This is a genomic window from Neobacillus sp. (assembly GCF_031988165.1).
In the GTDB taxonomy this organism is placed as follows: Bacteria; Bacillota; Bacilli; order Bacillales; family Cytobacillaceae; genus Neobacillus; species Neobacillus rhizosphaerae.
Map to the genome: position 1 here is coordinate 62,484 of NZ_DALZYO010000009.1, position 24,981 is coordinate 87,464.

Annotated in this window: 21 protein-coding genes, 1 pseudogene and 1 riboswitch; of the genes and pseudogenes, 7 read left to right on the forward strand and 15 right to left on the reverse strand. The window is 37.9% G+C overall.

From position 1 onward, the window contains the following. The first annotated feature begins 242 nt into the window (after positions 1-242). Positions 243-352, forward strand: a riboswitch (TPP riboswitch). Between the two features lie 340 nt (positions 353-692). Genes RTR43_RS07000 through RTR43_RS07020 form a run of 5 tightly spaced genes read left to right on the forward strand, consistent with a single transcriptional unit; the run spans position 693 to position 4,273 of the window. Next, positions 693-1,688 (forward strand): ABC transporter substrate-binding protein, encoded by a 996-nt coding sequence (locus tag RTR43_RS07000; protein ID WP_312470669.1) that lies wholly within the window; start codon positions 693-695, stop codon positions 1,686-1,688. Between the two features lie 11 nt (positions 1,689-1,699). Next, positions 1,700-1,990, forward strand: coding sequence for a thiamine-binding protein (locus RTR43_RS07005; protein ID WP_312470670.1), 291 nt, complete (start codon positions 1,700-1,702; stop codon positions 1,988-1,990). After that, on the forward strand, positions 1,990-2,757 hold the full coding sequence (locus tag RTR43_RS07010; RefSeq protein WP_312470671.1) for an ABC transporter permease: 768 nt from the start codon (positions 1,990-1,992) through the stop codon (positions 2,755-2,757). Before RTR43_RS07005 ends, RTR43_RS07010 begins: the two co-directional genes overlap by 1 nt. Next, a complete protein-coding gene (locus RTR43_RS07015) occupies positions 2,754-3,494 on the forward strand; it encodes an ABC transporter ATP-binding protein (RefSeq protein ID WP_312470673.1) in 741 nt (246 codons plus the stop codon). Before RTR43_RS07010 ends, RTR43_RS07015 begins: the two co-directional genes overlap by 4 nt. 5 nt (positions 3,495-3,499) lie before the next feature. Then, positions 3,500-4,273: a TatD family hydrolase gene (locus RTR43_RS07020; protein WP_312470675.1), complete on the forward strand. Its 774-nt coding sequence runs from the start codon at positions 3,500-3,502 to the stop codon at positions 4,271-4,273. 360 nt (positions 4,274-4,633) lie between these two features. On the opposite strand, the gene RTR43_RS07025 is transcribed toward RTR43_RS07020, so the two are convergent. The 13 genes from RTR43_RS07025 to RTR43_RS07085 form a co-directional block, all read right to left on the reverse strand. After that, on the reverse strand, positions 4,634-4,975 hold the full coding sequence (locus RTR43_RS07025) for a molecular chaperone GrpE (RefSeq protein WP_312470677.1): 342 nt from the start codon (positions 4,973-4,975) through the stop codon (positions 4,634-4,636). A gap of 44 nt (positions 4,976-5,019) precedes the next feature. Beyond that, a complete protein-coding gene (locus RTR43_RS07030; RefSeq protein WP_312470678.1) occupies positions 5,020-5,904 on the reverse strand; it encodes a CoB--CoM heterodisulfide reductase iron-sulfur subunit B family protein in 885 nt (294 codons plus the stop codon). Between the two features lie 2 nt (positions 5,905-5,906). Then, the gene (locus tag RTR43_RS07035; RefSeq protein ID WP_312470679.1) at positions 5,907-6,860 is read right to left on the reverse strand and encodes a succinate dehydrogenase/fumarate reductase iron-sulfur subunit; all 954 of its coding nucleotides are present in this window, start codon (positions 6,858-6,860) and stop codon (positions 5,907-5,909) included. Further along, positions 6,860-8,569: an FAD-binding protein gene (locus RTR43_RS07040; RefSeq protein WP_312470680.1), complete on the reverse strand. Its 1,710-nt coding sequence runs from the start codon at positions 8,567-8,569 to the stop codon at positions 6,860-6,862. The genes RTR43_RS07035 and RTR43_RS07040 overlap by 1 nt, the downstream gene beginning before the upstream one ends. A 24-nt stretch (positions 8,570-8,593) precedes the next feature. Then, complete coding sequence (locus tag RTR43_RS07045) at positions 8,594-9,154, reverse strand: Fe-S-containing hydro-lyase (protein ID WP_312470681.1); 561 nt, start codon at positions 9,152-9,154, stop codon at positions 8,594-8,596. Positions 9,155-9,166: 12 nt separating this feature from the next. After that, complete coding sequence (locus RTR43_RS07050; protein ID WP_312470682.1) at positions 9,167-10,012, reverse strand: fumarate hydratase; 846 nt, start codon at positions 10,010-10,012, stop codon at positions 9,167-9,169. A gap of 212 nt (positions 10,013-10,224) precedes the next feature. Continuing rightward, positions 10,225-11,682, reverse strand: a complete 1,458-nt coding sequence (locus RTR43_RS07055; RefSeq protein WP_312470751.1) for an anion permease — start codon at positions 11,680-11,682, stop codon at positions 10,225-10,227. Between the two features lie 455 nt (positions 11,683-12,137). After that, entirely contained in the window at positions 12,138-12,860 is a 723-nt protein-coding gene (locus tag RTR43_RS07060; RefSeq protein WP_312470683.1) for a response regulator, read from the reverse strand. A 5-nt stretch (positions 12,861-12,865) separates the two neighbouring features. Further along, entirely contained in the window at positions 12,866-14,464 is a 1,599-nt protein-coding gene (dcuS, locus tag RTR43_RS07065) for a DcuS/MalK family sensor histidine kinase (protein WP_312470684.1), read from the reverse strand. A 399-nt stretch (positions 14,465-14,863) separates the two neighbouring features. Next, a complete protein-coding gene (locus tag RTR43_RS07070; RefSeq protein ID WP_312470685.1) occupies positions 14,864-16,660 on the reverse strand; it encodes an ABC transporter ATP-binding protein/permease in 1,797 nt (598 codons plus the stop codon). Beyond that, on the reverse strand, positions 16,660-18,603 hold the full coding sequence (locus RTR43_RS07075) for an ATP-binding cassette domain-containing protein (RefSeq protein WP_312470687.1): 1,944 nt from the start codon (positions 18,601-18,603) through the stop codon (positions 16,660-16,662). The genes RTR43_RS07070 and RTR43_RS07075 overlap by 1 nt, the downstream gene beginning before the upstream one ends. Positions 18,604-18,622: 19 nt before the next feature. Beyond that, on the reverse strand, positions 18,623-19,300 hold the full coding sequence (locus tag RTR43_RS07080; RefSeq protein WP_312470689.1) for an ABC transporter ATP-binding protein: 678 nt from the start codon (positions 19,298-19,300) through the stop codon (positions 18,623-18,625). 13 nt (positions 19,301-19,313) lie between these two features. After that, positions 19,314-20,690, reverse strand: a complete 1,377-nt coding sequence (locus RTR43_RS07085; RefSeq protein WP_312470690.1) for an ABC transporter permease — start codon at positions 20,688-20,690, stop codon at positions 19,314-19,316. Positions 20,691-20,835: 145 nt separating this feature from the next. Here RTR43_RS07085 and RTR43_RS07090 point away from each other — a divergent pair, with 145 nt between their 5' ends. Together RTR43_RS07090 and RTR43_RS07095 are read left to right on the forward strand one after the other, a co-directional pair. Further along, positions 20,836-21,525, forward strand: a complete 690-nt coding sequence (locus RTR43_RS07090) for a response regulator transcription factor (RefSeq protein ID WP_312470692.1) — start codon at positions 20,836-20,838, stop codon at positions 21,523-21,525. Further along, positions 21,518-22,663: a HAMP domain-containing sensor histidine kinase gene (locus tag RTR43_RS07095; protein ID WP_312470693.1), complete on the forward strand. Its 1,146-nt coding sequence runs from the start codon at positions 21,518-21,520 to the stop codon at positions 22,661-22,663. The genes RTR43_RS07090 and RTR43_RS07095 overlap by 8 nt, the downstream gene beginning before the upstream one ends. Positions 22,664-22,968: 305 nt before the next feature. Here RTR43_RS07095 and RTR43_RS07100 read toward each other — a convergent pair. Together RTR43_RS07100 and RTR43_RS25630 are read right to left on the reverse strand one after the other, a co-directional pair. Next, a pseudogene (locus RTR43_RS07100) lies at positions 22,969-23,571 on the reverse strand (branched-chain amino acid transport system II carrier protein). A 148-nt stretch (positions 23,572-23,719) separates the two neighbouring features. Continuing rightward, positions 23,720-24,622, reverse strand: coding sequence for a lytic transglycosylase domain-containing protein (locus tag RTR43_RS25630; RefSeq protein WP_396954543.1), 903 nt, complete (start codon positions 24,620-24,622; stop codon positions 23,720-23,722). Positions 24,623-24,981 lie beyond the last annotated feature (359 nt).

Genomic DNA, 24,981 nt, shown 5'->3' on the forward strand with positions numbered 1-24,981 from the left:
ACTTTTAAAGAAACAACAAAGATATCAATGGTAAAAGTCACTGCTAATATTTTCAAAAATGCTGAAATAAAAACCTGAACACGTTAGAACTAAAATGACCCATGGAAATAGACTCCCTTTATTATACTGATTATCAAATCTAGAATAGTTGAAACTTTCTCCCCTTTCTACCAAATTTCCATATTTTGCACTAGTCAAAATAAAGAATTCTGTTATAATGTGTTTGGAATATAATTTAATAGTTAGAATTGTAGGGGAACCGGTGTTGCCGGTTGAGATTACATCCTTAAGATGTTGACTCTTAAAACCTGATCTGGTTGATACCAGCGGAGGGAACATATTCTTGAACAAATAAAATTGTTTGCTTATATGCGCCCTGGGTTCTCCCCTAGGGCGCTTTTTAATTGTCTAGCTCCACAAGGAAAGCTTCGGCAGCATAAGCAGCGCACGAAGAAAAAGCGTTAGCTTTTTCGAGGAGGTCATACGCCGCTGACCAGGGCGCTTGCGCTTTTCTATTGTCTAGCTCCAGCGCCCTAGCGGCTAGTGACCTTCGCTCTCCGCCCTACGATAAGTCAACATCGAATCGCCTTCGGCTCTTCGTGTTTCCTTTATCTCAGTTGGAGAGCTCCAGGTCATACGCCGCTGACCAGGGCGCTTGCGCTTTTCTAATTATCTACATAGGAGGAGTAGGAATGAAAAAGTGGTTAATCGTTTTATGTTCATTATTAATGATTGCAGGTTGTAGCAATCCGAAATCAGCATCAGAAACGAATAAGAAAAACACACACTCTCTGAAAAAGGTATCTGTCGTTCTAGATTGGACACCAAACACGAATCATACCGGTTTATATGTGGCAAAAGAAAAAGGTTATTTTAAAGACGAAGGATTAGATGTGAACATCATTATGCCAGGTGATGCTGGAGCAGATCAGCTTGTGGCTTCAGGTAAATCAGAGTTTGGGGTAAGCTATCAAGAATCGATCACACAGGCACGTATACAAGGCGTTCCTCTCGTTTCTATAGCAGCCATCATTCAACATAATACTTCAGGTTTTGCCTCACCAGCTGCGAAGAACATTGTTACACCAAAGGATTTTGCAGGTAAAACATACGGTGGCTGGGGCTCACCTGTTGAAAAATCTGTTCTTTCTTCCTTAATGAAAAAAGAAAATGCCGATGTGAACAAAGTTTCGATTGTAAATATGGGTGATACTGATTTCTTTACAGCGGTGAAACGAAACATCGATTTCGCATGGATTTATTATGGCTGGACCGGTGTAGAGGCAGAGCTGCGTGGAGAAAAGCTCAATATGGTATACCTAACCGACTACTCTGATAAACTCGATTATTACACGCCAGTTCTCGCAACGAATGAAAACATGATGAAAGAAAACCCTGATACAGTTAAAGCTTTTGTAAAAGCTGTTTCCAAAGGGTATGAATTTGCTATTAAACATCCATCCGATGCTGCCGACATTTTAATTAAAGCAGTGCCTGACTTGGATCCAAAGCTTGTTAAAAAAAGTCAAGAATGGCTAGCCTCTAAATATCAAGATGATGCACCAAGATGGGGCGAGCAAAAACAAAAAGTATGGGAAAATTATGCTTCATGGATGTTTGACAATGGACTTCTTGAGAAAAAGCTTGATGCTAAAAAAGCATTTACAAATCAATTTTTACCACAATAAGGGGTGATGAAATGACAAATTCACTGATCAGTATTCAAATCATACCAAAAACAAAAAATGGCGAAAGTGTTATTCCATATGTAGATGAAGCAATCCGAGTAATTCAAGAGTCAGGGGTAAAATTTGAGGTACATCCTCTTGAAACAACAATGGAAGGCGATTTACAGCAATTACTGCAGGTGATCACGAAAATGAACGATCGCATGATTGAGCTGGGAAGCAGTAACGTTATCTCCCAAATAAAAGTATTGTACCAGCCATCAGGCATCTCCATGGATCAGCTTACGGAGAAATATAGATAATGATGAAAATCATAGCGAAAGGGTGGAGACCGTTATTGGTTCTCCTCCTTTTATTCATTGTCTGGGAAACGGTTGCGATTAAATCTGGAGTTCCGGATTGGCTTTTACCCACACCGACAAAAATATTTTATGAGGGTTTCGATGGTTGGTCTAACTTTTACCCCCATTTATTATCAACCATCAATCTATCCTTACTTGGATTTGCATTAGGTTTACTAATCGGTCTACTTACGGCTATTCTATTGCACTTGCTCCCTTTCATTCGGGAATCGATTTATCCGTTGCTAATCATTTCACAAAACATTCCTATTATCGTCCTAGCTCCTCTTTTAGTGATTTGGTTTGGCTTTGGATTATTACCAAAAATGATTGTCATCACTCTCGTTTGCTTTTTTCCCATTACCGTTGCCGCATTAGATGGATTTAAGCAAACTTCCAATGAGTTAAAGCATTACATGATTATGGCAGGGGCATCGAATAAGCAATTATTTTGGAAACTAGAGCTTCCCTATGCCCTTCCTTCACTATTTTCTGGTTTAAAAATATCCGCTACCTACAGTGTCATGGGTGCAGTTATATCCGAATGGCTTGGAGCGAAGGAAGGTATTGGTGTTTATATGACCCTTGCCTCCTCATCCTTCCGTACAGATAGAGTTTTTGTAGCCATATTTGCAATTGTGACATTAAGTTTATTATATTTTTCTATCATCGTTCTTATTGAACGCTGGCTCGTTCGGTGGCAGTTGAAAGGGGCGAAATGGAAGTGAGTCATCTTACGGTTTCAAATATTTCTAAGCAATTTGACAAGAATGAAGTGATCAAGAATCTCGCATTCACAGTTGATGAGAATGAGTTTGTCTCCATTCTTGGTCCATCAGGTAGTGGGAAAAGTACCATTTTTAGTCTTATCGGAGGAATCCTCTCTCCGGATCAAGGTACCATTCACTTAGATCATCAAGTCATTAACGGAAAACGGGGTTATATAAGCTATATGCCACAAACCCCTTCTCTCCTTCCATGGAGAACCATTCTTGAAAATGTATTGCTAGGGCAAGAGCTTCAAGGAAAAAAAGAGAAAGAAGCAGCATTAGAAATGATCAATATCGCTGGATTAACGGGGTATGAAAATGCGTATCCTCATGAATTATCAGGTGGTATGAAACAAAGGGCTTCCTTTATTCGAGCATTATTAAGTCCACAATCCATCATTTGCTTGGACGAACCTTTTTCTTCCTTAGATGAATTAACACGACTTGATATGCAAAAATGGCTTTTATCAATTTGGGAAGAACATCGAAGAACCATCCTTTTTGTGACCCATAATATTGAAGAAGCATTATTTCTATCCGACCGAATTATTGTTTTATCTAATAAACCTTCTCAAGTGGCAGCTGAATTTCACGTCCCTTTTTCACGTCCAAGAGAGGAAAGTCTATTTCTAGAAGACGAGTTCTTAGAATGGAAAAGGAAAATTTACTATTCTCTCAAAAATGCAGGAGAGTGATTACATTGCTAAAAATGATTGATGCACATATTCACTTAGATCATTATAACGATCAAGAAATAAAGGATATCATTGAAAGGGACTCATCTTTAGAAGCACTAATATCCGTTTCTTTTGATTTAGAATCAAGTAAAAAAAATAAGGATCTTGCCAAAATATACTCAAAGGTTAAGCCAGCTTTCGGCTTTCATCCTGAACAAACGCCCCCTACGGAGAAACAAATGGAGGAACTTTTCAGTTGGATAAAGAGCAATCAAAATGACATGGTCGCAGTTGGTGAAGTGGGGCTTCCTTATTATTTAGGAAAAGAACAAAAACTAACTACTGTTCAACGTAGCCAATACATTGAACTATTAGAAGCATTTATTAAACTAAGTAAGGAATTAGAAAAACCTATCGTCCTTCATGCTGTTTATGAAGATGCCCCCATCGTTTGTGACCTTTTGGAGAGATACTCCGTTCCAAAAGCCCATTTCCATTGGTTCAAAGGTGATTCCAAAACGATCCTGCGAATGGCAGAAAACGGGCACTACATTTCTGTCACGCCCGATGTTTTGTATGAGGAGGAAATTCAACAGCTCGTTCAATCCTATCCACTTCAGCAAATCATGGTCGAAACAGATGGTCCATGGCCTTTTGAAGGACCTTTTACCGGAAAGATGACGCATCCCTCCATGATGAAAGAATCGATTAAAACGATATCCGAAATAAAAAAGCTTTCAATTAATGAGGTTTGTCATCACGTTTTTTATAATACGAAATCATTCTTTTCTATTTAATGAAGCAAGAATACTGCTGTCTCTTTTTAATGGATCTATATCAAAAATGAAGTGAAAGTACGAAAACACTGGAGAAGGATTTACACCTGCTCCTTTTGTTTCTTTATACCAAAAATAACTGTGGATCAAACAAGAGTGATATCTAAAAAAATAACCCTATATCTCTGGTAATTAAGAGAAGTAGGTTTATTTTAAAACTTATTATTTATTGGGTTACCGTTACTTGTGATAAGGTTCTCCGTAACGCATCTAAATGAGGTTATTTATATAATTTCCTTAAAAGAAAAATTCTCAGGCTAATAAGGATAAAAAACAGACCGCTTGAATGATTCATCAGCAGTCTGAATTTGATAAGCAAATTTATCCATTTTTCTTTACATATTTATAGCCACCGGTTTTAAACTTAATCTTAATTAATTTCTCAAGCTTATCCTCCCAAGAGTCTTGAATATTCTCGGGATTGAATTTTGCAACTCCAGCTTTTACTTTAATCCATTTCTTTGAATCATCATCGTGGAAATACCCAGTTATCGATGTTGATAATGGATGGAATGGGTTAAGTGAAGAATATATTTGTCCGTAATAGATATAACTTTCACCATATTGATCATGAATCCAATCATCATGGACATTCAGAAGCCAGAGCATTCCTTTATCGACACTTCCGACCAATTTGGCCTTTTTCTCAAAGATATATTGCATGAAAACAGCCCCCCTTGTCTGAACTAATCACCAGGAGTCCCTACTTAAATTAATGTTAAGGCTTCTCTTAAAACAGGAATCGCCGTGACAACATGCCTTTGAATTGCCAGTTCTTCAGGTGAGAATCCTAATGCCAATCCGATAAGCTGAGGTAAGTGTAGGATTGGCATTGTAATATCTTCACTGAAGCCCTTTTGTGCATCTGGCTGATAGGCATCAAGCTGCATTTGGCATAAAGGACAAGGTGTAACAATACAGTCTGCACCAGAAGATTTAGGTGATAAACAATTTCTCCCTGTAAGATCCATTACTTCTTTTTCAGCTGGAAACACAGCATGGAACCCGCAGCATGCCAATCGCTGATCAAAATCAACGCTCTCTGCACCAAGTACACTTGCTACCATTTCCATGGACTGCGGATTCATATGATTTTCAAATCCCATAATATTTGGCGGCATCAGGATATGACATCCATAGAAATTGGCAACTTTTAAACCAGTTAGCGGCCGTTTGACCTTTTTCTTCAGATTTTCTAATCCATAGTCCTGAATTAGCGCCCACAATAAATGGGTTACTTCTACTGTCCCCTTGTATTCCATCCCTGTCCTGCCAAGGCCTTCATTTACTCTCGTACGCAGCTTTTCATTCTTGTCCATTTTAAGCTTGGCTGTACGAAGCATTAGGGTACAGGTATTACATACTGTCAGTAATTTATCAACCTTTAGCTCTTCCGCTAGCGAAATATTTCTGGCATTAATAGATGTTGCCAGAAAGTCATCTACATCTTGAATATGGCTCGCTCCACAGCATGTCCAGCCCTTAAGTTCGATTAGCTCAATCCCTAAAGCAGCCGCCACCTTCTTTGTTGAAATCATGAGCTCCTCTGCTGCAGACTCAAGTGTGCAACCTGGAAAAAATGCGTATCTCATTATTATTCAACCTCCTGTGCAAACTTGTAAATTTCCCTAACGCCCTTGATACCCTCAATTTCCTTTGGTATATGAAAAGGATTGATTTTCCCCTTTTTAATCATTCTTAAGGCGAACGGCACCTTTCTCATTGCTGTATTAACTAAGCCATCCGTTTTGATTGGAAGCATCACTTCATTTAAACGTCCTTTGTTTTTTACATCATCATGGAAAGCAAAAGCATGTTTCGCCCCTTGATTACGCACCTGGCCCATCTTGATGGACTCTTGTCTCAAAAAGGCGATTTCATCTGTTAATGGAATTCCTTTTGGACATTTCGTGACGCACTGCATACAATGAAGACATTTCCATAATTCATTTTCATATACTGGCATGATATGCTCCTCAGGAGAACCATCTCTTGAGTCAACTGCAAATCGGTAGGCCCTGTTTAAAATAAACGGATCCAAATAGGTACCATCATTTACGGCCAGTTGATTACATTCAGAAGCACAAACACCGCATAAAATACAATCGGTAGGAGTAGCAATTTGGTGATAATCTTCTTCACTCTGGATGAACCCATCTTCTTTGCTTCCTTCATTAGAAGGAATAAGCCATGGCTTCACTTGCTCCATTTTTTCCATCTTCGGTTCCCATGCTACAGCCAAGTCTTTTATGACATCAAAATTCTTTAATGGTTCAAAGGTTAAACGATTCGTTTTAAATGTCTCAAGTACTTCATCAAGTGAGGTTTTGCATACTAGGAATGCATTGTCATTAATTCTCACAGCGCAGCTTCCACAAATGGCATGGCGGCAAGCCGATGTAAATACAAGAGTGGGATCAAGCTGTTCACGAATGGTGGTTAAGACCCATAAAATGGTTTTTCCCTTTTCATATGGCAGCTCATAATCCTGAAACCATTCATTTTCGCCGTCAAATCGCTTAATTTTAAAATATAGTTTTGTATACATTAGTATTTTCGCTCCTCCGGTTGATATTTTGTAACCTTTACCGGGCTATATTCCAAACGATATTGATCCCCATCTTGATAGATTAATGTATGTTTAAGGAAATTAGCATCATCACGAATTGGGTAGTCAGCCCGTGAATGCGAGCCCCTGCTCTCTTTTCTGTTGAGCGCCCCCATTGTTATCGCCTTTGCTAACTTTAAAATATTTTCGATTTCAACATAGTTAATGAAAGCCATATTATATTTTTCAGAAGAATCGCCGATCACAGCATCCTTATATTTTTCCAGAAGTTCAGACACTTTTTTAAAGGCCTTTTCCATTTCACTTTCCGTCCTAAAGATGCCTACATTATTCCACATGGTTTCAGCTAACTCGTCACGAATCTTAAACATATTAATCCCAGTCTTTTTATGACGGATGGTTCTAAATTTCTCCATCCATTTTTCAGTTTCTTCGCTCAACTTTTCCGTAGTAGTAAATGAGCGTCTCTTCGCACTTTCCTTTGCACCCAGTCCAGCGTACTTTCCAAACAGGACTACGTCAGCCACTGAATTACCGCCAAGTCGGTTGGCACCATGGATAGAAACACAGCAGCACTCACCCGCTGCATGGATTCCTTCAATAGGAGTGCTGCAAGTCTGATAGTCACTTATATGAATGCCGCCCATTGTATAGTGGCAGCTTGGGCGGATCGGAACAGGTTCTTTTATGAGATCCACACCTTCAAAATCCATAGCCAGTTCCCTAACCTGTGGCAGTCTCTCCATAATTCTCTTTTCTCCTAAATGGCGAAGATCCATCAAAACGTATGATTGCATTCCTTCACCAAATCCACGGCCCTCTTTAATTTCTGTTTCAATTGCCCTTGAAACAAGATCACGTGGGCCAAGCTCCATTTTGCCCGGAGCATATCGAGCCATAAACCGCTCTCCGTCTTTATTAATTAAATACCCACCTTCTCCGCGGCATGCTTCAGAAAGAAGAACACCGGTAGAGGCAAGACCTGTTGGATGGAACTGGACAAATTCCGGGTCTTTTAAAGGAATGCCTGCATTAAAGCAAGCAGCCGTTCCGTCTCCCGTCATATTAATTGCATTCGTTGTTCTGCTCCAATAGACACGTCCAAACCCACCTGTTGCGATGACAACTGATTTTGCTTGAATGGCATGTATTTCACCACTTCGAATATCCATAGCAACAATACCTTCAAAATGGCCATTGTTTACAGCAAGCGACAAAAGGTGCCAGTCATTGTGGAACTTTACGCCGTTTTTTAAACACTGTTCATAAAGGGCATGAAGAATGACATGTCCCGTTTTATCAGCTGAATAACAGGTTCTTGGACTAGATGCACCGCCAAACGGTCTTTGAGCGATACGGCCATTTTCATCCCTTGAAAAAGGAACCCCGTAATAATTTAGTTCTGAAATCACCTTTGGCATATTCGATGTAAAAAATTCGACTGCATCCTGATCGGCTAAGAAATCACTGCCTTTTACGGTATCCATGAAATGGCTCGCAGGCGAGTCATTTGCATCCCTGTATCCCATTGCTGCGTTAATTCCACCCTGTGCGGCTCCAGTATGGGAACGCGTCGGGAAAATTTTTGAAAGGCAGGCGACACGAAGACTTTTATCTTCACTAGCAGAGAGGGCTGCCATCATACCAGCCCCACCCGCTCCTACAATTACAACATCATAGCTAAGCATTGTTGTTTCTCCTCTCGTTGGTGATTAATCTTCTACTTTATATTTCTTTACACCAATCTCATATAAATCATTTCCTTCACTGTCAACAGCAACGATACAAGGATAATCTGTCACTTCCATGCGGCGGATAGCTTCAGGACCAAGTTCTTCATAAGCTACAATATCTACCTTTTTAATCGTATCGGCGATTAATGCCGCAGCTCCGCCAATAGCTGCAAAGTAAACAGCTCCATTTTTCTTCATGGATTCGATTACTTCTTTGCTTCTCGGACCTTTACCGATCATGCCCTTTAAGCCCTGTTCCATCATTTCCGGCGAGAAGGCATCCATGCGGCCGCTTGTCGTAGGCCCACAGGAGCCAATCACTTTCCCCGGCTTAGCAGGGGTCGGCCCTGCATAATAGATGATTTGTCCTTCTACATCAATGGGAAGGGGCTTGTTTTCTTTCAAAGCATCTACCATGTTTTTATGGGCGGCATCACGAGCCGAGTATATAACTCCAGTTATAGACACTTGGTCTCCTGCTTTCAGGTCTTTAATTTGATCGTATGTTAATGGTGTGTTCAACCTTTTTATGTTTGTCATTTTGTTCACCCCTTATAAAATAGCTTCTTTATGACGAGCAGCGTGGCAGTTCAAAGTGACACAGACAGGCATCATGGCAATATGTGTCGGATAGGTCTCAATATGAACAGCAAGAGCAGTTACCTTTCCTCCAAATCCCTGAGGTCCGATTCCAAGCTTGTTAATCCGCTCTAACAGCTCAGCTTCCATTTCTGCATAGGCCGGATTAGAATTTGGCTCTCCAGCTTTTCTTGCCAATGCCTTTTTTGCTAATAACGTACATTTATCCATTGTCCCTCCAATACCGACACCGACAATAACTGGAGGACATGGGTTTCCGCCAGCCTGAGTTATGGAGTTAACAATAAAGTCCTTTACTCCATCTATTCCCTCTGCTGGCTTACACATCTTGACTGCTCCCATATTCTCGCTTCCTGCGCCTTTCGGAAGCACCTCAATCTTTACTTTGTCTCCTGGGACAATTTCCATATGGATGACTGCAGGGGTGTTGTCACCTGTATTTTTACGATCAAATACAGGATCCTTTACTACAGATTTACGCAAATAACCTTCCTCATATCCCTGTCGAACCCCCTCGTTAATGGCTTCGGTCAAATCTCCATCAACAATTCGAGCTTCTTGCCCGACCTCAACAAATACTACAGTCATGCCAGTATCCTGGCACATTGGGGCATGCTCGGCACGAGCTAATTTAACATTCTTCAATATTTTCTCCAGGCTATACTTCCCAAATTGTGATTCTTCCTTTTCCAGCCCAGCTGCAATAAGAGCTTCTACATCCTCTGGAAGGTCACAAGCAGCCTGCATACAAAGATCTCTGACCGTTTTGGTAATTAATATTGCTGAAATTTCACGCATTCTGTTCTCCTCCTGCAATTAAGCAATTGCTTCTTGTTTGTTTTCCTCTATATATTGGAAATTAACTGCTCCGCACTTTGTACAGATAAGGTAGGGTATCATTAATTCATAATCATCATCACACCCGTGGTAAAGCTCCGAAGAATATTGAGTTTCCAAACTTTCAAAACAGCAAGTGGACTTCATTAAACCTCATCTCCTCAATCTCTCGTTTACCAAAGACCTAGTAATTTCCACCATGCACCGCCAATACCAATCCAGACAACAATATGAATGATAGAAATGATGAATCCGAGTGACCACCATTTATTCTGAGTGACATATCCACTGCCGAAAAAGACAGGAGCTGGTCCGCAGCTATAATGAGTTATACAGCCAAACAGATTACTGAATACCCCCAACAATAGAGCTGATACAAGTGGCGGTGCTCCAGCAGCAACCAAAACGGCAAGGAATGCTGAATACATGGCACTGACGTGAGCCGTGTTACTCGCAAAGAAATAGTGAGAATAAAAATAGACAACAGACAGGATGATCAGTGTCCAAATCCAAGGCAAACCGCTGACTGCACCTTGCATAGTGTGGCTGAACCATGGTATTAAACCTAATTCATTCAGGAAGCTGGCCATCATAACTAGGACAGCGAACCAGATTAATGTATCCCAGGCGCCCTCTTCTTTTTTAATGTCTGACCAATTTAGTACTTGTGTAACTAGCAGTGCACCCAGTCCAATAAAAGCTGTAGTAGTAGCGTTGATGTTTAAACTTGTTCCGAAAATCCAAAGGGATAAAATAAGAAGGAAAACACCGATCATGTAGTATTCTTCTTTTTTCAGTGGTCCCATTTCTTTTAATTTCTTATCAGCCATTTGCGCTGCTGCAGGTGTTTCTTTAATTTCCGGTGGATATAACTTATATATTACATAGGGAATCAATATCAAGCTGAGCAGTCCAGGAACGATTGCCGCTGTTGCCCAACCTAACCAGGTAATGTGTTTACCGGTGATATCCCCGGCAATTTGAGCAGCCAGCGGGTTTGCAGCCATAGCCGTTAGAAACATCGCAGAGGTAATCATGTCACCCTGGAAGGCTACTTTTGTTAAAAATGCCCCAACTTTTCTTTCCGTTCCGTCCCCTACCTTTGAGCCATATGCTTCGGATAGGGAGCGGATGATTGGGAGCAGTATTCCGCCCGCACGAGCCGTGTTGGATGGCATAGCCGGTGATAGAATCAAATCGCTCGCAATCAAGGAATACGATAAGCCGAGCGTCTTCTTCCCAAACTTTTTAACAAACATATAGGCAACCCTTGTACCTAATCCAGTCTTTATAAATCCTCTTGAAATAAAAAACGCAATGACAATCAACCAGATTGTTGTATTTTGAAACCCACTAAGCGATTGCTCAATCGTGAGTGTTTGTGTAATAACAGTCGCTGTTAGCGCCAAAATCGCTACACTTCCCATTGGTAAAGGCTTGATGATTAAGCCGACAATGGTAGCCACAAAAATAGCAAGTAAATGCCAAGCCTGCAGGGATAAACCTTCAGGGGGATGAATAAACCAAATGATGGCCCCAAGTGCAAGTGTTACTAATAATGGAACAAATTTTACTTCTCCTGAAATCTTTGTTGTTAAATTGGGGTTTTTGGGATGTTGCTGTAATTTCATAGCAGGGATAGCCATTATTTCAGCTCCTTTTAGTTTTAGATAAAATGTTCACAAAATGTTCAATAATGTGATATATTTCACAAACTTTCTTAAAAAATAACGACTAATGCATGATTAGAAGTTTTCCATTCAAACGATTGATTTTTATTGGTTTAAAGTTATTTCTGAACTATCAATCCCTCCGCCGCCAAGATATCTACTAACATAAGAAATATATAACTACACCTGTAGAATACTAGGTACTGCATGTCAGGAATAGTTTATGGAATTTATTAAAGAGTTTAGTAATTAAAGTAATTGACTTAAGTAAAATAAGAAAAGCGCAAGGCGCCCGAAGCTGGACATTTCTCAAAGTTCAATGTAATAAATTCTTATATTAGAACAAAAAAAACAGTGTCTCCCTTCTTGGGAACACTGCTTCATTGGTTTGTATAAATTTTTTAAGGCGTGTAAGGTTAAAAGTTATTATCGATGTAGTTTTGGATTATACTACTACCCTCGTTAGCAATCCTATGCATGTATACTGGACGACCGATCGTACCATATACAACTTCAGTTTCCAGTACATGAATATCAGCCAAAAAGATTACATATTTTCTTATGGAAACTCTTGATATTCCTACTTTACAGGCGAGCTCCTCTGTTGAAAAAGGGGTCCCCCCCATTTCTGTTACCTGTTTCCATACTTTACAGAGAGTATTTTTTGTCAGTCCCTTAGGCAAATCGTATCCTGCCGAGATTTTTTGTTCTTTACGAAGAAGGAATTGGTCTAAATCAATTTGATTTAACTTTTCCTGGTCATTCATCATCATTTGTTCTTTTCGATAAGAAAGAAGGGCCGTTTGAAATCTTTCAAACTCAAAAGGTTTTATTAAGTAGTCAACCGTTCCAAAACGAAGTCCTTTTTTTATGCTTTCCTTATCACAGGAAGCAGTTATGATGATAACATCAATCTCTGTTCCTAGACCACGAATCTTTGACAAAAGACTCCAACCGTTGTCTCCTGGCATATGAATGTCGAGCAAAATGAGATCAACTTTATTCCCTTCAAGAAGTGGAATGGCTTCTTCAACAGACCCTGCTATTCCAACAAGCTCAATTCCCTCAATTTGCTCTAAATAACGTCGGTTTATTTCTGCAACCATAGGATCATCTTCAACAATTACAGTTTTAGTCATGATTCCTACTCCTTTCCCTCGAATGGAATGATAACGTGAAGGATTGTTCCCTTTGCAGGTTCAGATAGAATGGTAATCTTTCCATTTAACTTCTTAATTGTCTCCAGGACTAAATATAGCCCAATGCCGCGGTTCTCCCCCTTTGTTGAAAAACCTCTTTCAAATACTTGCTCTTGGACTTCCTCGTTTATTCCCGACCCGGAATCAGAGACTTTTATTGAAAGTTTTTTGTTTTCAATTGGATGTATTTCTACCTCTACCTTTTTCTCCCTACAACCATTTAGAGCTTCTATCGAATTATCTATCAAGTTTCCAAGGATGGTTACCACATCCTGTACTACTTCATTATTATTCGGTTTTGGAAGAAAACTATTCTCTGTAACATATAGTATGGCTCCATGTTCTCTAGCATGGCTAGCCTTGCCGATTATAAATCCTGCAATCACAGGATCTTTAATTCTAGCTGTTAAAAATCCTACTTCCGTCTGAAAAGAATTAGAAATTTGCTTCACATATTCGGCCAACTTATCATAGATTTTCATATGGACCATTCCTAGGATAACATGAAGCTTATTCATGAATTCATGGGTTTGTGCTCGTAACGCCTCCGCGTAAGTCCTTGCTCCAGTAAGCTGTTCAGCCAGTTGTCTGATTTCTGTTTTATCTCTAAAAGTTGCAACTGCTCCGGTAATTTCCTTATTAACGTAAATTGGAACGATATTAGCTACAATTACTAGCTCCCTTAATGAGTATTCTTGGTCAAGTAATTTTTCACCGGTTGCCATTAGTTTGGTCAATTGAAGCTGAGGTAGCACCTCTTCTATTTTCATTCCAATAGCGTCATTAGAAACCCCGATTGATCTCATCAATTTAGAGGCTTCTTTGTTTAGAAGAGTAATTCTTGATGTTTTATCAATAGCAATTACACCTTCTCTGGCATATTCCAATACAGCACTTCTTTGTTCTAGTAAATTAGCTATTTCTGTCGGTTCCATTCCAAACATAATTTTCTTTACTTTCCTTGAAAGTAAGACCGCGCCAATTAAACCAACGATCAATCCTAATAGCATACTAATATATATCACTCTTGTACTTTTCCAAACTTTTTGTTCTACATCGTCAAGTAAAACGCCAACCAAAATGGCACCGATTTGCTTTCCATCTTCATTGTATACTGGAGTAAAATATCTTAACGATTTACCTAATGTGCCTTCTGCTATAGAGATATGTTCATGTCCTTTAAAGACTTCTCCTGCATCCCCACCTGCGTATTCCTTACCAATTTTATCGGGTAATGGGTGAGACTTTCTAATTCCATTCATATCCATTACTACAAGAAAGGGTACATTTGCGGCTTTCCTCATTTTCTCAGCATACTGCTGGATTGTTTTATCACTCGCTTTCCCGCTAAGTCCATCAATAAAAACTGGAGAAACTGCTGCAGTCTTGGAGATGTCCTTAGCTTTCTCTTCTATATGACCAATAATCGTTTTCTCTACATTTTCTTGAATAAAAACATTGGTTACTATTAGACATAGTATACTTACCCCGCATACTAGAAATGTTATTTTAATTTGCAGCGGGAGATTAAATTTATACTTCATAAGCTGATAGTCCCCTTTAACCCTTAATGGAATTTTTCTTCTTATCTCACTTTCTTATATTTTAAAGGTGGAAAAGGAATAAAAGTGTTTCAATATTGTGAAGGAATTAGAATACTAAAAAAAGGGTCAGTCTCCCACTACAATAAGGTAGTAGGGACTGACCCCTTGGACAAAGATCAATGAGTAAATTGAATTAGACAAATGCAGTGATAAAATGAATGTACAAACAACCTATCCAGCTTCGATAAATTTCGGATGGTGCCAGGCAATTGCAAGTCTTTGACTAAAAAATAGAAAACCTCATTTACTTATGGTACGGTTCACCGTTACACCACTATCGGAGGTTCTTTGTTCTATTCACAGATTCATCCTTGATTAATATTCTATCCTTAGATTGTTTTATTTTCTTAACGCAACAGCAGGCTCGGTATGAATGAGCTTATGGCTGGCTATTACACTGATTACAATAACAACAACACCTGTAGAAAACATGGAGAGCAACATCTGCAATGGGGTAATAATAATTGCTAAATCAAAAATCATACCGGCTAAATAGGTACACCCCATAAGAACAACATTGAAAACAGCTGCTATAACGGATAATATCATATTTTCGCAGACAATCATTTTTCGTAATGTTCCTTTATTAAATCCCAGTGCAGATAGCAGACCTAATTCCTTATATCTTGAATTTTGCAGTTTGATCAGTAATATAGTACTTATAAACAAACCAATTGCCAAAATCAATATAGAAACGGTAAGGAATAAGCGATAAAGGCTTTTAAATGTACTTTGTAAAGCAGCCACTTCTTTCGATACATTTTTGCTGTCAATTTTTTTGTCTTTCAGCATTTGACTCACTGAAACAATATCCTCAAAATCTTTTACATCATAGCTGATTGAATAGGATTTTTCATTCCTGACATTCTTATATAACTCTCTCTCAATATCAGAGCTTACAAAGAAGTCATCATAGTCTGCGTTAAAAATTCCACTAATGGTCAACTTGTATTCTTTCTCACCATACATTAAAGTTAACTCTTTCCCAAGCAAGCTGCTAATATCACTTGCAAATTTTTTCGCAAGGCTTGGAGCAAACGCTATCTCATTTTTACTATTCCGCGGCATGGTCCCGTATGACATGTTTTGGGTAGCCATTGGCATTGGGTATTTTTCAGCCATTATTTCTGTTTTATCACCCATACTTAAATTTACATTGGCTATTTTATATTGATAGTAAACATTTTCGATACGTTTATCAGTTTTCAGTATATTAAAAACGGTTGCACCATTCTCGACTTTAATATAACCGTTACTAAATGCTGTGTTTTTTTCTTTGAAATCTGTAATAGACTTTTCGATAATATTACCCGAAGATAAAGACAGCATAAATGCAAGAATACCGATGGCAATTGCCAAGCCAATCGCAATGTAACGTGTGATATGAACATTAAAATTCTTAAATGCCGACTTGAATACAGATACTTTAACCATTCGATTATTAATCATTCTACGCTTACTGTTTATATCTGTTTGAATAGCAGTATCTTTTGAGACAATCTTGCCGTTTTCAATGCTAATTACATGATCAGCAAAGCTACATATTTTCTGATCGTGTGTTATCACCACCACCAAACGGTCTTTTGAAATTTCCTTTAATAGCTCCATAATCTCAGTAGCGTTCTTGCGGTCCAATGCTCCCGTTGGCTCATCTGCTAAAATAATATTTGGACCACTGATTAACGCTCTTGCAATGGCGACCCTTTGCTTTTGACCGCCCGAAAGATTTTCGATTTTCTCATTTATTTTTTGTGACATCCCGAGTTTATTTAATAATTTTTTTGCGTTTCCTATGTTTTCCTCTTCACTTAAAGAGTTAAGCTCACAAGGGCGCAACATATTATCGAGCACGGTGTATCCTCTCAAAAGATGATAATCTTGAAAAATGAAGCCTATGTTGTCTCGACGGTAGGCACACAATTCATTATCGTTCATTTTACTGATAGAAATCCCGCAAACACTTATATCACCGCTATAATCGCTATCAAAGCCTGCAAGCATATTCATTAAAGTGCTTTTACCGCAACCCGATACTCCTAACAGACAAACCAGTCCATTGTTTGGAAATTTAAAACTCGTATCGTCAAGAATGAATGAATCATCATATTTTTTCGTGAGGTTTTCTATCTCTATCATTATCTATCACCTGTTTTTAAAGCGGTGGTAATATTAGTTTTAATAATGGAAATTGAGGTCGTCAGATAGGCAACAACTGCCATTGCAACCATCATAAGTACTCCCGTAACCATCATCTTTGAATTTGAAATATTTACGTTAAATAAGCTTTTCGTAGCCATATTTAAAAGCGGTGAGGTAATAAACATTATAACAATTGCCGTTATGGTGGCTATTGTTGTTTCTGTCAAGTTAAGTAAACTCAATTGCTTGTTATTAAAACCGCTCACCTTATAAATCGCGAATTCTCTTTTTCTCATAAAACCTGTGATAAGGAAAATAGCAATAACCACAATGACAGACAATACTCCGACAATCGCACTTGCAGAACCTGATTGTTCAGTAGTTTGCGTGTTTAATCTAACAAGATCCTCAACAAGCTCAAATCTGCCTATAGGAACAATTCCTTTTTCATTTAGTTCATCTTTAATAGCTATCATATCAGCAGGTGTTTTTGCACGGAATAAAAAATTCAGTTTTCCTATATCCATTCCTGCCTGATTTAGCATATCGGCAAGAGCTGCTTTACTGAAAAGGAATGAGTCATCTACGGTGTATTCCATTACTTGTCCTGCATAGTCATATTTAACGGTCGTATCCATAACACCTACAATTTTAGCCTTTGAAGAAGTGTTTTTTGAAATAGGGGTTCCGTTACTCCAATCGCTGATTGCACCTTTAAACATTATTTCTTTACCAATTACTTCTTTGGGTGAAATACCTAATGTTTTTACAAAGCTCTCTGGTACAACAACTTCATTTCCTGTACCCATTGGCATTTTACCGGCAACTAATTTGTTAATGGTCGGGGTACTTCCTGAGCTTTTTATTTGGTACTCCTTGCCGTCAAGTATTATTTTTATATTGTCAATTGCTTGTAAATAAGCCGTGAATGCAACTCGTTCGTCTTTAGCATACACATCATATAAGCCGCTAATATCTTGAGTAACCTCGCCACTTGGCTTATCATTTTCCTTTCCGTCTGTACCAGCCGCATCTGTAAAGCTGTTGTATAAACCAATATCCAAAAGAGCATCGCCATAGGTATCAATTAGCTTGTCAAATTCACCTTGACTACTGTTCTCCACCGTCCCATTTACAGTGGTAAGCAATAATATTCCTGCTACCATAAGAGCTAAAGTAGCTATTACAAATCGTCCAAATTTGCTTTTTATATTTGACTTTGTAAGTATAAAAGCATTCTTTATAGATAAACTATGGCTATTCTGTATTTTAAGTTCGGAACTTTTGAAAGATACAATTTCTGATTTGGAGATAAGCTCACCCTTATCAAGCTCAAAAATGTTATCTTTAGACGTTATCAAAGAAGTATCATGAGTTACGACTATGACTGTTCTACTCTTAGAAATGTCCCGAAGAATATCCATTGTTATCTTTGCTGTTTTCTTATCCAGAGCACTTGTTGGCTCATCAGCAATAATAACTTGCGGATTTTTCATGAGCTCTCGTGCAATAGCAATGCGTTGTTTTTGACCACCCGAAAGATATTTAACCTTTTGTTCGGCAATATCAAATATTTTTAGCTCTTTCAAAATATTTACGGCAACCTTTTTGTTCTTGTTATTTTTCAAATACTGTGGGAGCAGTACATTTTCTAAAACTGTACCGTCTTCAAGCAGATTGAAATCCTGCCAAACAAAACCAAAGATGTTGTTATAAAAATAGCTTTTTTCGTTGGATGTTAATTCTTTAATACTCTTCCCGCAATATAGAACTTCGCCGTCAAAATCCTGTTCCATACCACTCATAATTTTTAAAAGAGTGGTTTTACCGCTACCTGAAGAGCCTACTATAAAGTTCAGGCCTTTCCCCATCCTAAAAGAGATATCATTTAATGCAAATTCTCCATTATATCGTTTTGATATATTCTTTATTTCGAACATTTTCCTCATCCCTTCAAAACTAGCTTTCTTTTTTCTTCACGAGTGATAGCTTTCCTTCAGATATCCCCCAAATTTCATCCGCATAGCCGGCAACCTTTTTTGAGTGGGTAACAATAATTACACACTTTTTTTCTTTTTTAGAGAGTGAAGTAAGTATTTCCATAATACTTTGTTCGGTTTCAATATCTAAATTTCCCGTCGGCTCATCTGCAATGATAATGTCAGGGTTATGCGATAAAGCTCTAGCAATTCCTACACGCTGTTGCTCGCCACCACTTAACTTTAATACTTTGCGATCAGCCGTTTCTTTATCGATACCAACTTTTTGCAATAAGTTATAAGCGTACTCTTTTTTGTTGGTTATTTTGATACCGCTAATGTCAATAGAGAGTATAATATTTTCAATTGCTGTAGCATTTGTGAGTAAATTATAACTTTGAAAAATAACACCAATTTTATTGGAACGGTAGTTATCACGGTCAATTGTTTTTATATTTTTACCGTTATAGAGTATTTCACCCTCTTTACAAAGATCGAGTCCTGAAAGCAAAGCTAAAAGTGTCGTTTTTCCAGAGCCTGACTTACCGACGATGGCATACGTTTTTTTAGGTTCAAATGCAATAGTAATGTTATTAAGTACTTTCTTTTTTGCTCCATCATAAACATAAGAAAGGTTATTGACTGTTATTACACTCATTTTCGTTTCCTCCTTAATCTCTTTCCGTTAGAATTTTTATCGGCTCATATTTTGTGATATACACAAGGGACATTGAACTAGAAATAATTACGAGCAAGCCACCTATAAGGAACATGCCAAAAATAACCCCTGCATTCAACTTCACATTCAATGTATTAACAATTTCGTTCGTATTTGGCAGAGCTGCACCAGAGCCTAAATTACCACCCATATTGTCCATTTGCTCTTGTCTTTGCTCAATTTGGTCAGCAAGTAGTTTGTTCGATACTGGCTGTGCTGCAAAACTTCCAACTCCAAGTCCGAAAGTAACTGCGAGCATTGTTACAATAATGGATTCATATACCAGTGTTTTAATAACCTTGTATTTCTTCATTCCGATAGCTCTTAAAACACCAATTTCATATTTTCGCTCTCGTAAAGCAATAAGATTAAGTAGAATAAGAATAATGCCACCTAAAATAAGTACTACGATTAAAAATACCTTACTTATCTTTTGGACACTTTCAACAGGCCCCGCAATCTGCTTGTACAGGTATGCGTTGTTTGTTAAGGTGTAGGATTCACTTAGTCCTTTGCTTTGGGCTTCCTTGACAAAGGCAGTTAAATCATCAGGAGATTTCAAAAAATACTTAATGCGTGACATTGTTTGTGCTTGTTTGCCTACAAGTTCCGTAGCCGTTTCATAATTGGTCAAGAGTTCATTTCTTCTTGTCATATAAGGATCTTTATAAACTGCATCTGCCGTTATATCCTTGCTTAAATCTTGATAAATACCTGTTACTTTAAGTGCTACATCTTTTTCTACATCTGCAAGCGAGCGTAAAACAATCGTATCGCCAGCCTTTAAATTGTTTAATCTAGCCAAGTCTTCGCTTATAACAATTTCATTGTCTTTTTCAAAAATTTTACCACTTGTAATTTTGCGTTCGCCCTTTTTAAATTCCTCAAAAAGCTGATAGGAAGTGCTACCCATTATTTTAAGGTTAGGTTGTGGCAACTCAGGTCCACCACCAACAGCAGCCCCACTACCTTGCATTCCAGAATTATCGCCTTGGTTTAATGCTGTAATTTTTTTTGAATATGCTGGCGCTTCTAAATAAAAATAGTATTCCTTGATATATTTGGAATCAGCATAGCTTTTAAGTTCATCAATCGTTACTTCTGGAAGCTCATCCATACTTCCACTTTGTGAAAGCTTCGCATAATCCAACTCAACATTTACTTCGCTCCCAAACTGATTTTTATAATCTTTTATAATGCTACTTGTTGCACTATTAATTACTAATGAAATCACACACGCAATCGCAATAATTACCATTACAAAGCCAATCAAAAGGTTTCTACCTTTGTTTCTTTTCATGTTTTTAATCGCGTTTTTTAGAATATACATTTACTTTCCTCCTAAACTTGATAACATCATTGTGTAACAATCGATATTAAATCCTTGTTAAGAGAATTCTATTATTTTAAATTTAATTGCTTAACATAAATTTAATATACACCTAGGTTATAATTTAAAAAGAGGTGATTTACGTATGAGAATTCTTGTTGTAGAAGACGAGGTTGATTTACAAGAAGCGATTGCCGAAGGGCTTCGACTAGACGGTTATGCAGTTGATACATGCGATAATGGGGAAAATGCTTACGAGCTTTTATACGTTGAAAATTATGATTTAGTTATCCTTGATTTAAACCTTCCTCAAATGGATGGATTAGAAGTTTTAGAAAAAATACGAGATGAAAAGCCAGAATTAAAAATACTTATTCTTAGTGCAAGAGGTTGTGTTGCAGACAAGGTTAAAGGCTTAGATATAGGCGCAAATGACTATTTGGTAAAGCCATTTGATTTTGCAGAATTAGAAGCAAGAATACGAAATTTATTGAGGCGAAAATTTGTGCAGGCGGGCAATATGTTATCCTGCGGTGAGATTAAGGTTAATTTAGCAAAGCGTGTTGCCTTTATATGTGAAGATGATCTGACACTTACAAAAAAAGAATTTGCATTGCTTGAATACTTTTTACTTAACCAAGATAGAGTTGTTAGTGGAGAAGAGTTAGTTGAACATGTTTGGGATAAAAATGTCGATAGCTTTAGTAGCGCGATTCGAGTTCATATTGCAACGCTGAGAAAAAAACTAAAGACTGTTTTAAACTATGACCCCATTCGGACGAAAATTGGTGAGGGCTATTTTCTAGTAGAACAAAATGGTGATGACAATGCTTAAAAAAATACCTATACGATTGCGACTTACAGTTATGACCGTCACCATTTTAAGTGTTTGTTGTGTAGGTCTTACCTTAATACTCAACTTTTCTGCGGATCGAATGGCTACGAGGATTGACGCCACTTCCATGTTACCGGCACAGGTGGTTGGCAATGATGGATGGATGGACGGATATTCCCAAGCAGTACCAAACAGCATGGCATTGCCTGTTCCATCAGAAGATTCTCAAAAGGCAAGAACGGAATTTAAAACTCAAAGTATAATCTATATGCTCTTAGTTATTGTTGGCGGTGGATTTTTAACTTATTATGTTTCAGGCAAGGCATTAAAACCACTTGATACGCTAAATGATGAAGTCAAGAATATCAATGTGAACAATCTGTCCGAAACATTAGCTGTGCCAACTACAAAGGATGAAATAGCAGAGCTTACCCAGTCCTTTAATGAAATGACAGACAAACTAAATAACACTTTTATGATGCAACGTCGATTTTCTGCAAGTGCCGCCCATGAGCTTCGAACACCGCTTGCTGTCTTACAAACAAAAGTTGATGTTTTCAAGAAGAAAAATGCTCATACGATCGAAGATTATGACGCTCTTATTTCTATTATTGAAAAGCAAACAACCAGATTGAGGAGGCTTGTTGGTAATCTTTTGGATATGACCAATATGGATGACAAGGACGAACAGAGTAGTATTTTCCTAAAAGAAATTTTTGATGATATTATCTCTGAGCTTTCTTCCATTGCCAATGAAAAAAATGTCCAGTTATCTTTAAATTGCGATGACAGCGTAGTTAAAGGAAACACCAATTTATTATATCTTGCTTTTTACAACATTGTTGAAAATGGGATTAAGTACAATGTTGAAAATGCTACAGTTGATATTGTGGTTGAAAGGTTAAACAAGGAACAGGTTTTAATAGAAATTAAGGATACTGGTATTGGTATTCCTGATGAAATGAAAAAGAACATATTCGAGCCTTTTTATCGTGTTGACAAATCACGCTCTCAAATAGGTGGTGCTGGCTTGGGACTTTCGATTGTAGATAGCATTATCAAAAAACATAATGGCACCATTACCGTTACAAATAATGAAGGCGGCGGTACTTGCTTTAAAATTATTTTAAACAGTTAACTGCACTCACAACAAAAAAATCGCTTCCTTTAATATAATTGAGCTACAATAGATCAATTAAAAAAGAAGCGATTTTTTTTATAAAACATGATCATATATCTTTAGTTAATTATAACCTGAACCAAAGTGTTGAAATTAGGATCTCTTCCTCATCTAACAGGCTTTACCACTTATAAAATAGGTTGTGGCTTTTTTTGGTTTGTAGTTACTAATGATACGGTTCACCGCACCTATTATATTGGCGGTTTACGCTGCCTTCTTTTCAGTCGTGTCCTCATTATACTTTAATTTTTCAATAACACCGCCTATTGTGAAACCAAGCAAACCAGGAATACCCAGCCGAAGCCTTTATTATGCAAAGGAATATTAGATAATAATCCTGAAAATGAACCATTTAAAAATGTAGAATTGATGATTTCCAATAAACTAAATAAACCCACCAAGCTAATTGTCATAACATAAACCGGTCGTTGATTAACAGGTAATCAATCATGTAAAAGACCTAAAATAATCAGAGTAATGGCCAATGGATACACTAATCCCAGCACAGGTACAGATACTTTTAATATTTGCGATAGACCCAGATTGGCTACAAACCCACTGATGATACATAAAAGAATGGTCCATTGAATATACGATATCTTTGGGAACACACTTGAAAAATATTGAGCACATGATGTGATTAATCCAATACAAACACTTAAACAGGCTAATGTAAAAATTAACCCTAAAACAATCGTTCCACCCTGTCCAAACAATTGATTTAGTGCAGCACTTAGTACACTTGCTCCTTTATCCACGTTTCCGGATATCGAAGCTGAAGCACCCTGGTACGCAATAATTAAATAACAAAACGCCAAAAGCAGCCCACAAATAAGTCCTACTATTGCTAGATACTTAACTTGCAAGTCTTACCTTAGTATAATTGAAACGCAATGACGGCTTATTCAGTCATTGCGTTTTACTGTCTTACTACAATTACAGCCAAAAAGGCAGCGGATTTCAAATACAACCCGAATAAATATATAAATAGATGTTCAGCCTATTTTGTATGTTTTACTGCCGCTGAAAATTGTGCTCATATTTATTTACCAGAGCAGGTACATTTCGAATATAGTTTTGTGTCTCAGAGAGATACAAATACTTTGAGTTTAACACCCTTCCAGGACCGGCATTATAAGCAGCCAATGCCAATTCAAGGCTTCCAAAATGGTTAAGCTGAATTGCTAGATATTTTGTGCCGCCTTCAATGTTCTGAGCTGGGTCATAGGGATTTACTCCTAACCCTTTGGCTGTCCTCGGCATTAACTGCATTAAACCAACCGCTCCAACCGGACTTATTGCATCTGGATTACCCCCTGATTCTTGTTCGATAATAGCAGCTATTACAGCAGGGTCAATTCCGTATTTTGAAGAGGCGGCTTGAATTTCCTTTCCCCATCTCATTACATTATCAGATTCATCATATTCAACAAGGACAGGTTGGTCCTTTACAACTTTTACAATCATTGGTTTACCATCTTCAGTCATGATTCTAACAGTCAACATGTCCTTAAGGGCACTAAAACCATCGTAAAGGTTGGTCTTAATGATTTCCCAATCAGATAAGGAAGCCTTTGTAACCGATGCCTGTTCATTCTCTAATGGAATGCCGTTTACTAGCAAGTCCTTGTATTTGCTGGTAGAAAATTCTTTACTGTTGCTAGTTAAGTTAGAATTTGGAACTCTACTTTGAAACCCGACCTTTGAAGCTAACAACTTAAAAGAGTTTTTGATATTTGTCTTAAACATCAAAAGTTTTTCCTTTTTATAGGCTTTTGTATCAGGGATATCCACCTGCAACTTTTCCTGAAAGGGCAGAGTATACTGATTCCCAATCGGTTCATGATGGGCTAATTTGTCAATAACCCAGTTCTCCATTGGTGCCCAGTTGACTTTTCCGGCTACATAAATCAACACAGCCAAAATTCCTATTAGAATGAAAACTTTGCGAAAAAAGGGCCAAATCCAGACCTTCATAACATGCTTAAAATTTTTGGATATTGGCACGAGATATTTCTTCAAGTGGATTCCTCGTTTCACTCATTAACAAACGAGATTTTTTTGGGGGGTTAAATCAAAAAGCCACCCTTTTTTTCAGGGTGAATTATTAATTAGGATTTATTATTACACATTAATGTAATTATACCACTTATACTATACCTTTCTTTTTGACAAATAGAGGAGAAATAATAAAACCGCACCTATTCAGGTACGGTTGATTACTCATGTGTTAAATATGAGGTTAACTCTACTGTACGGGAAAACATGGCGGTTCC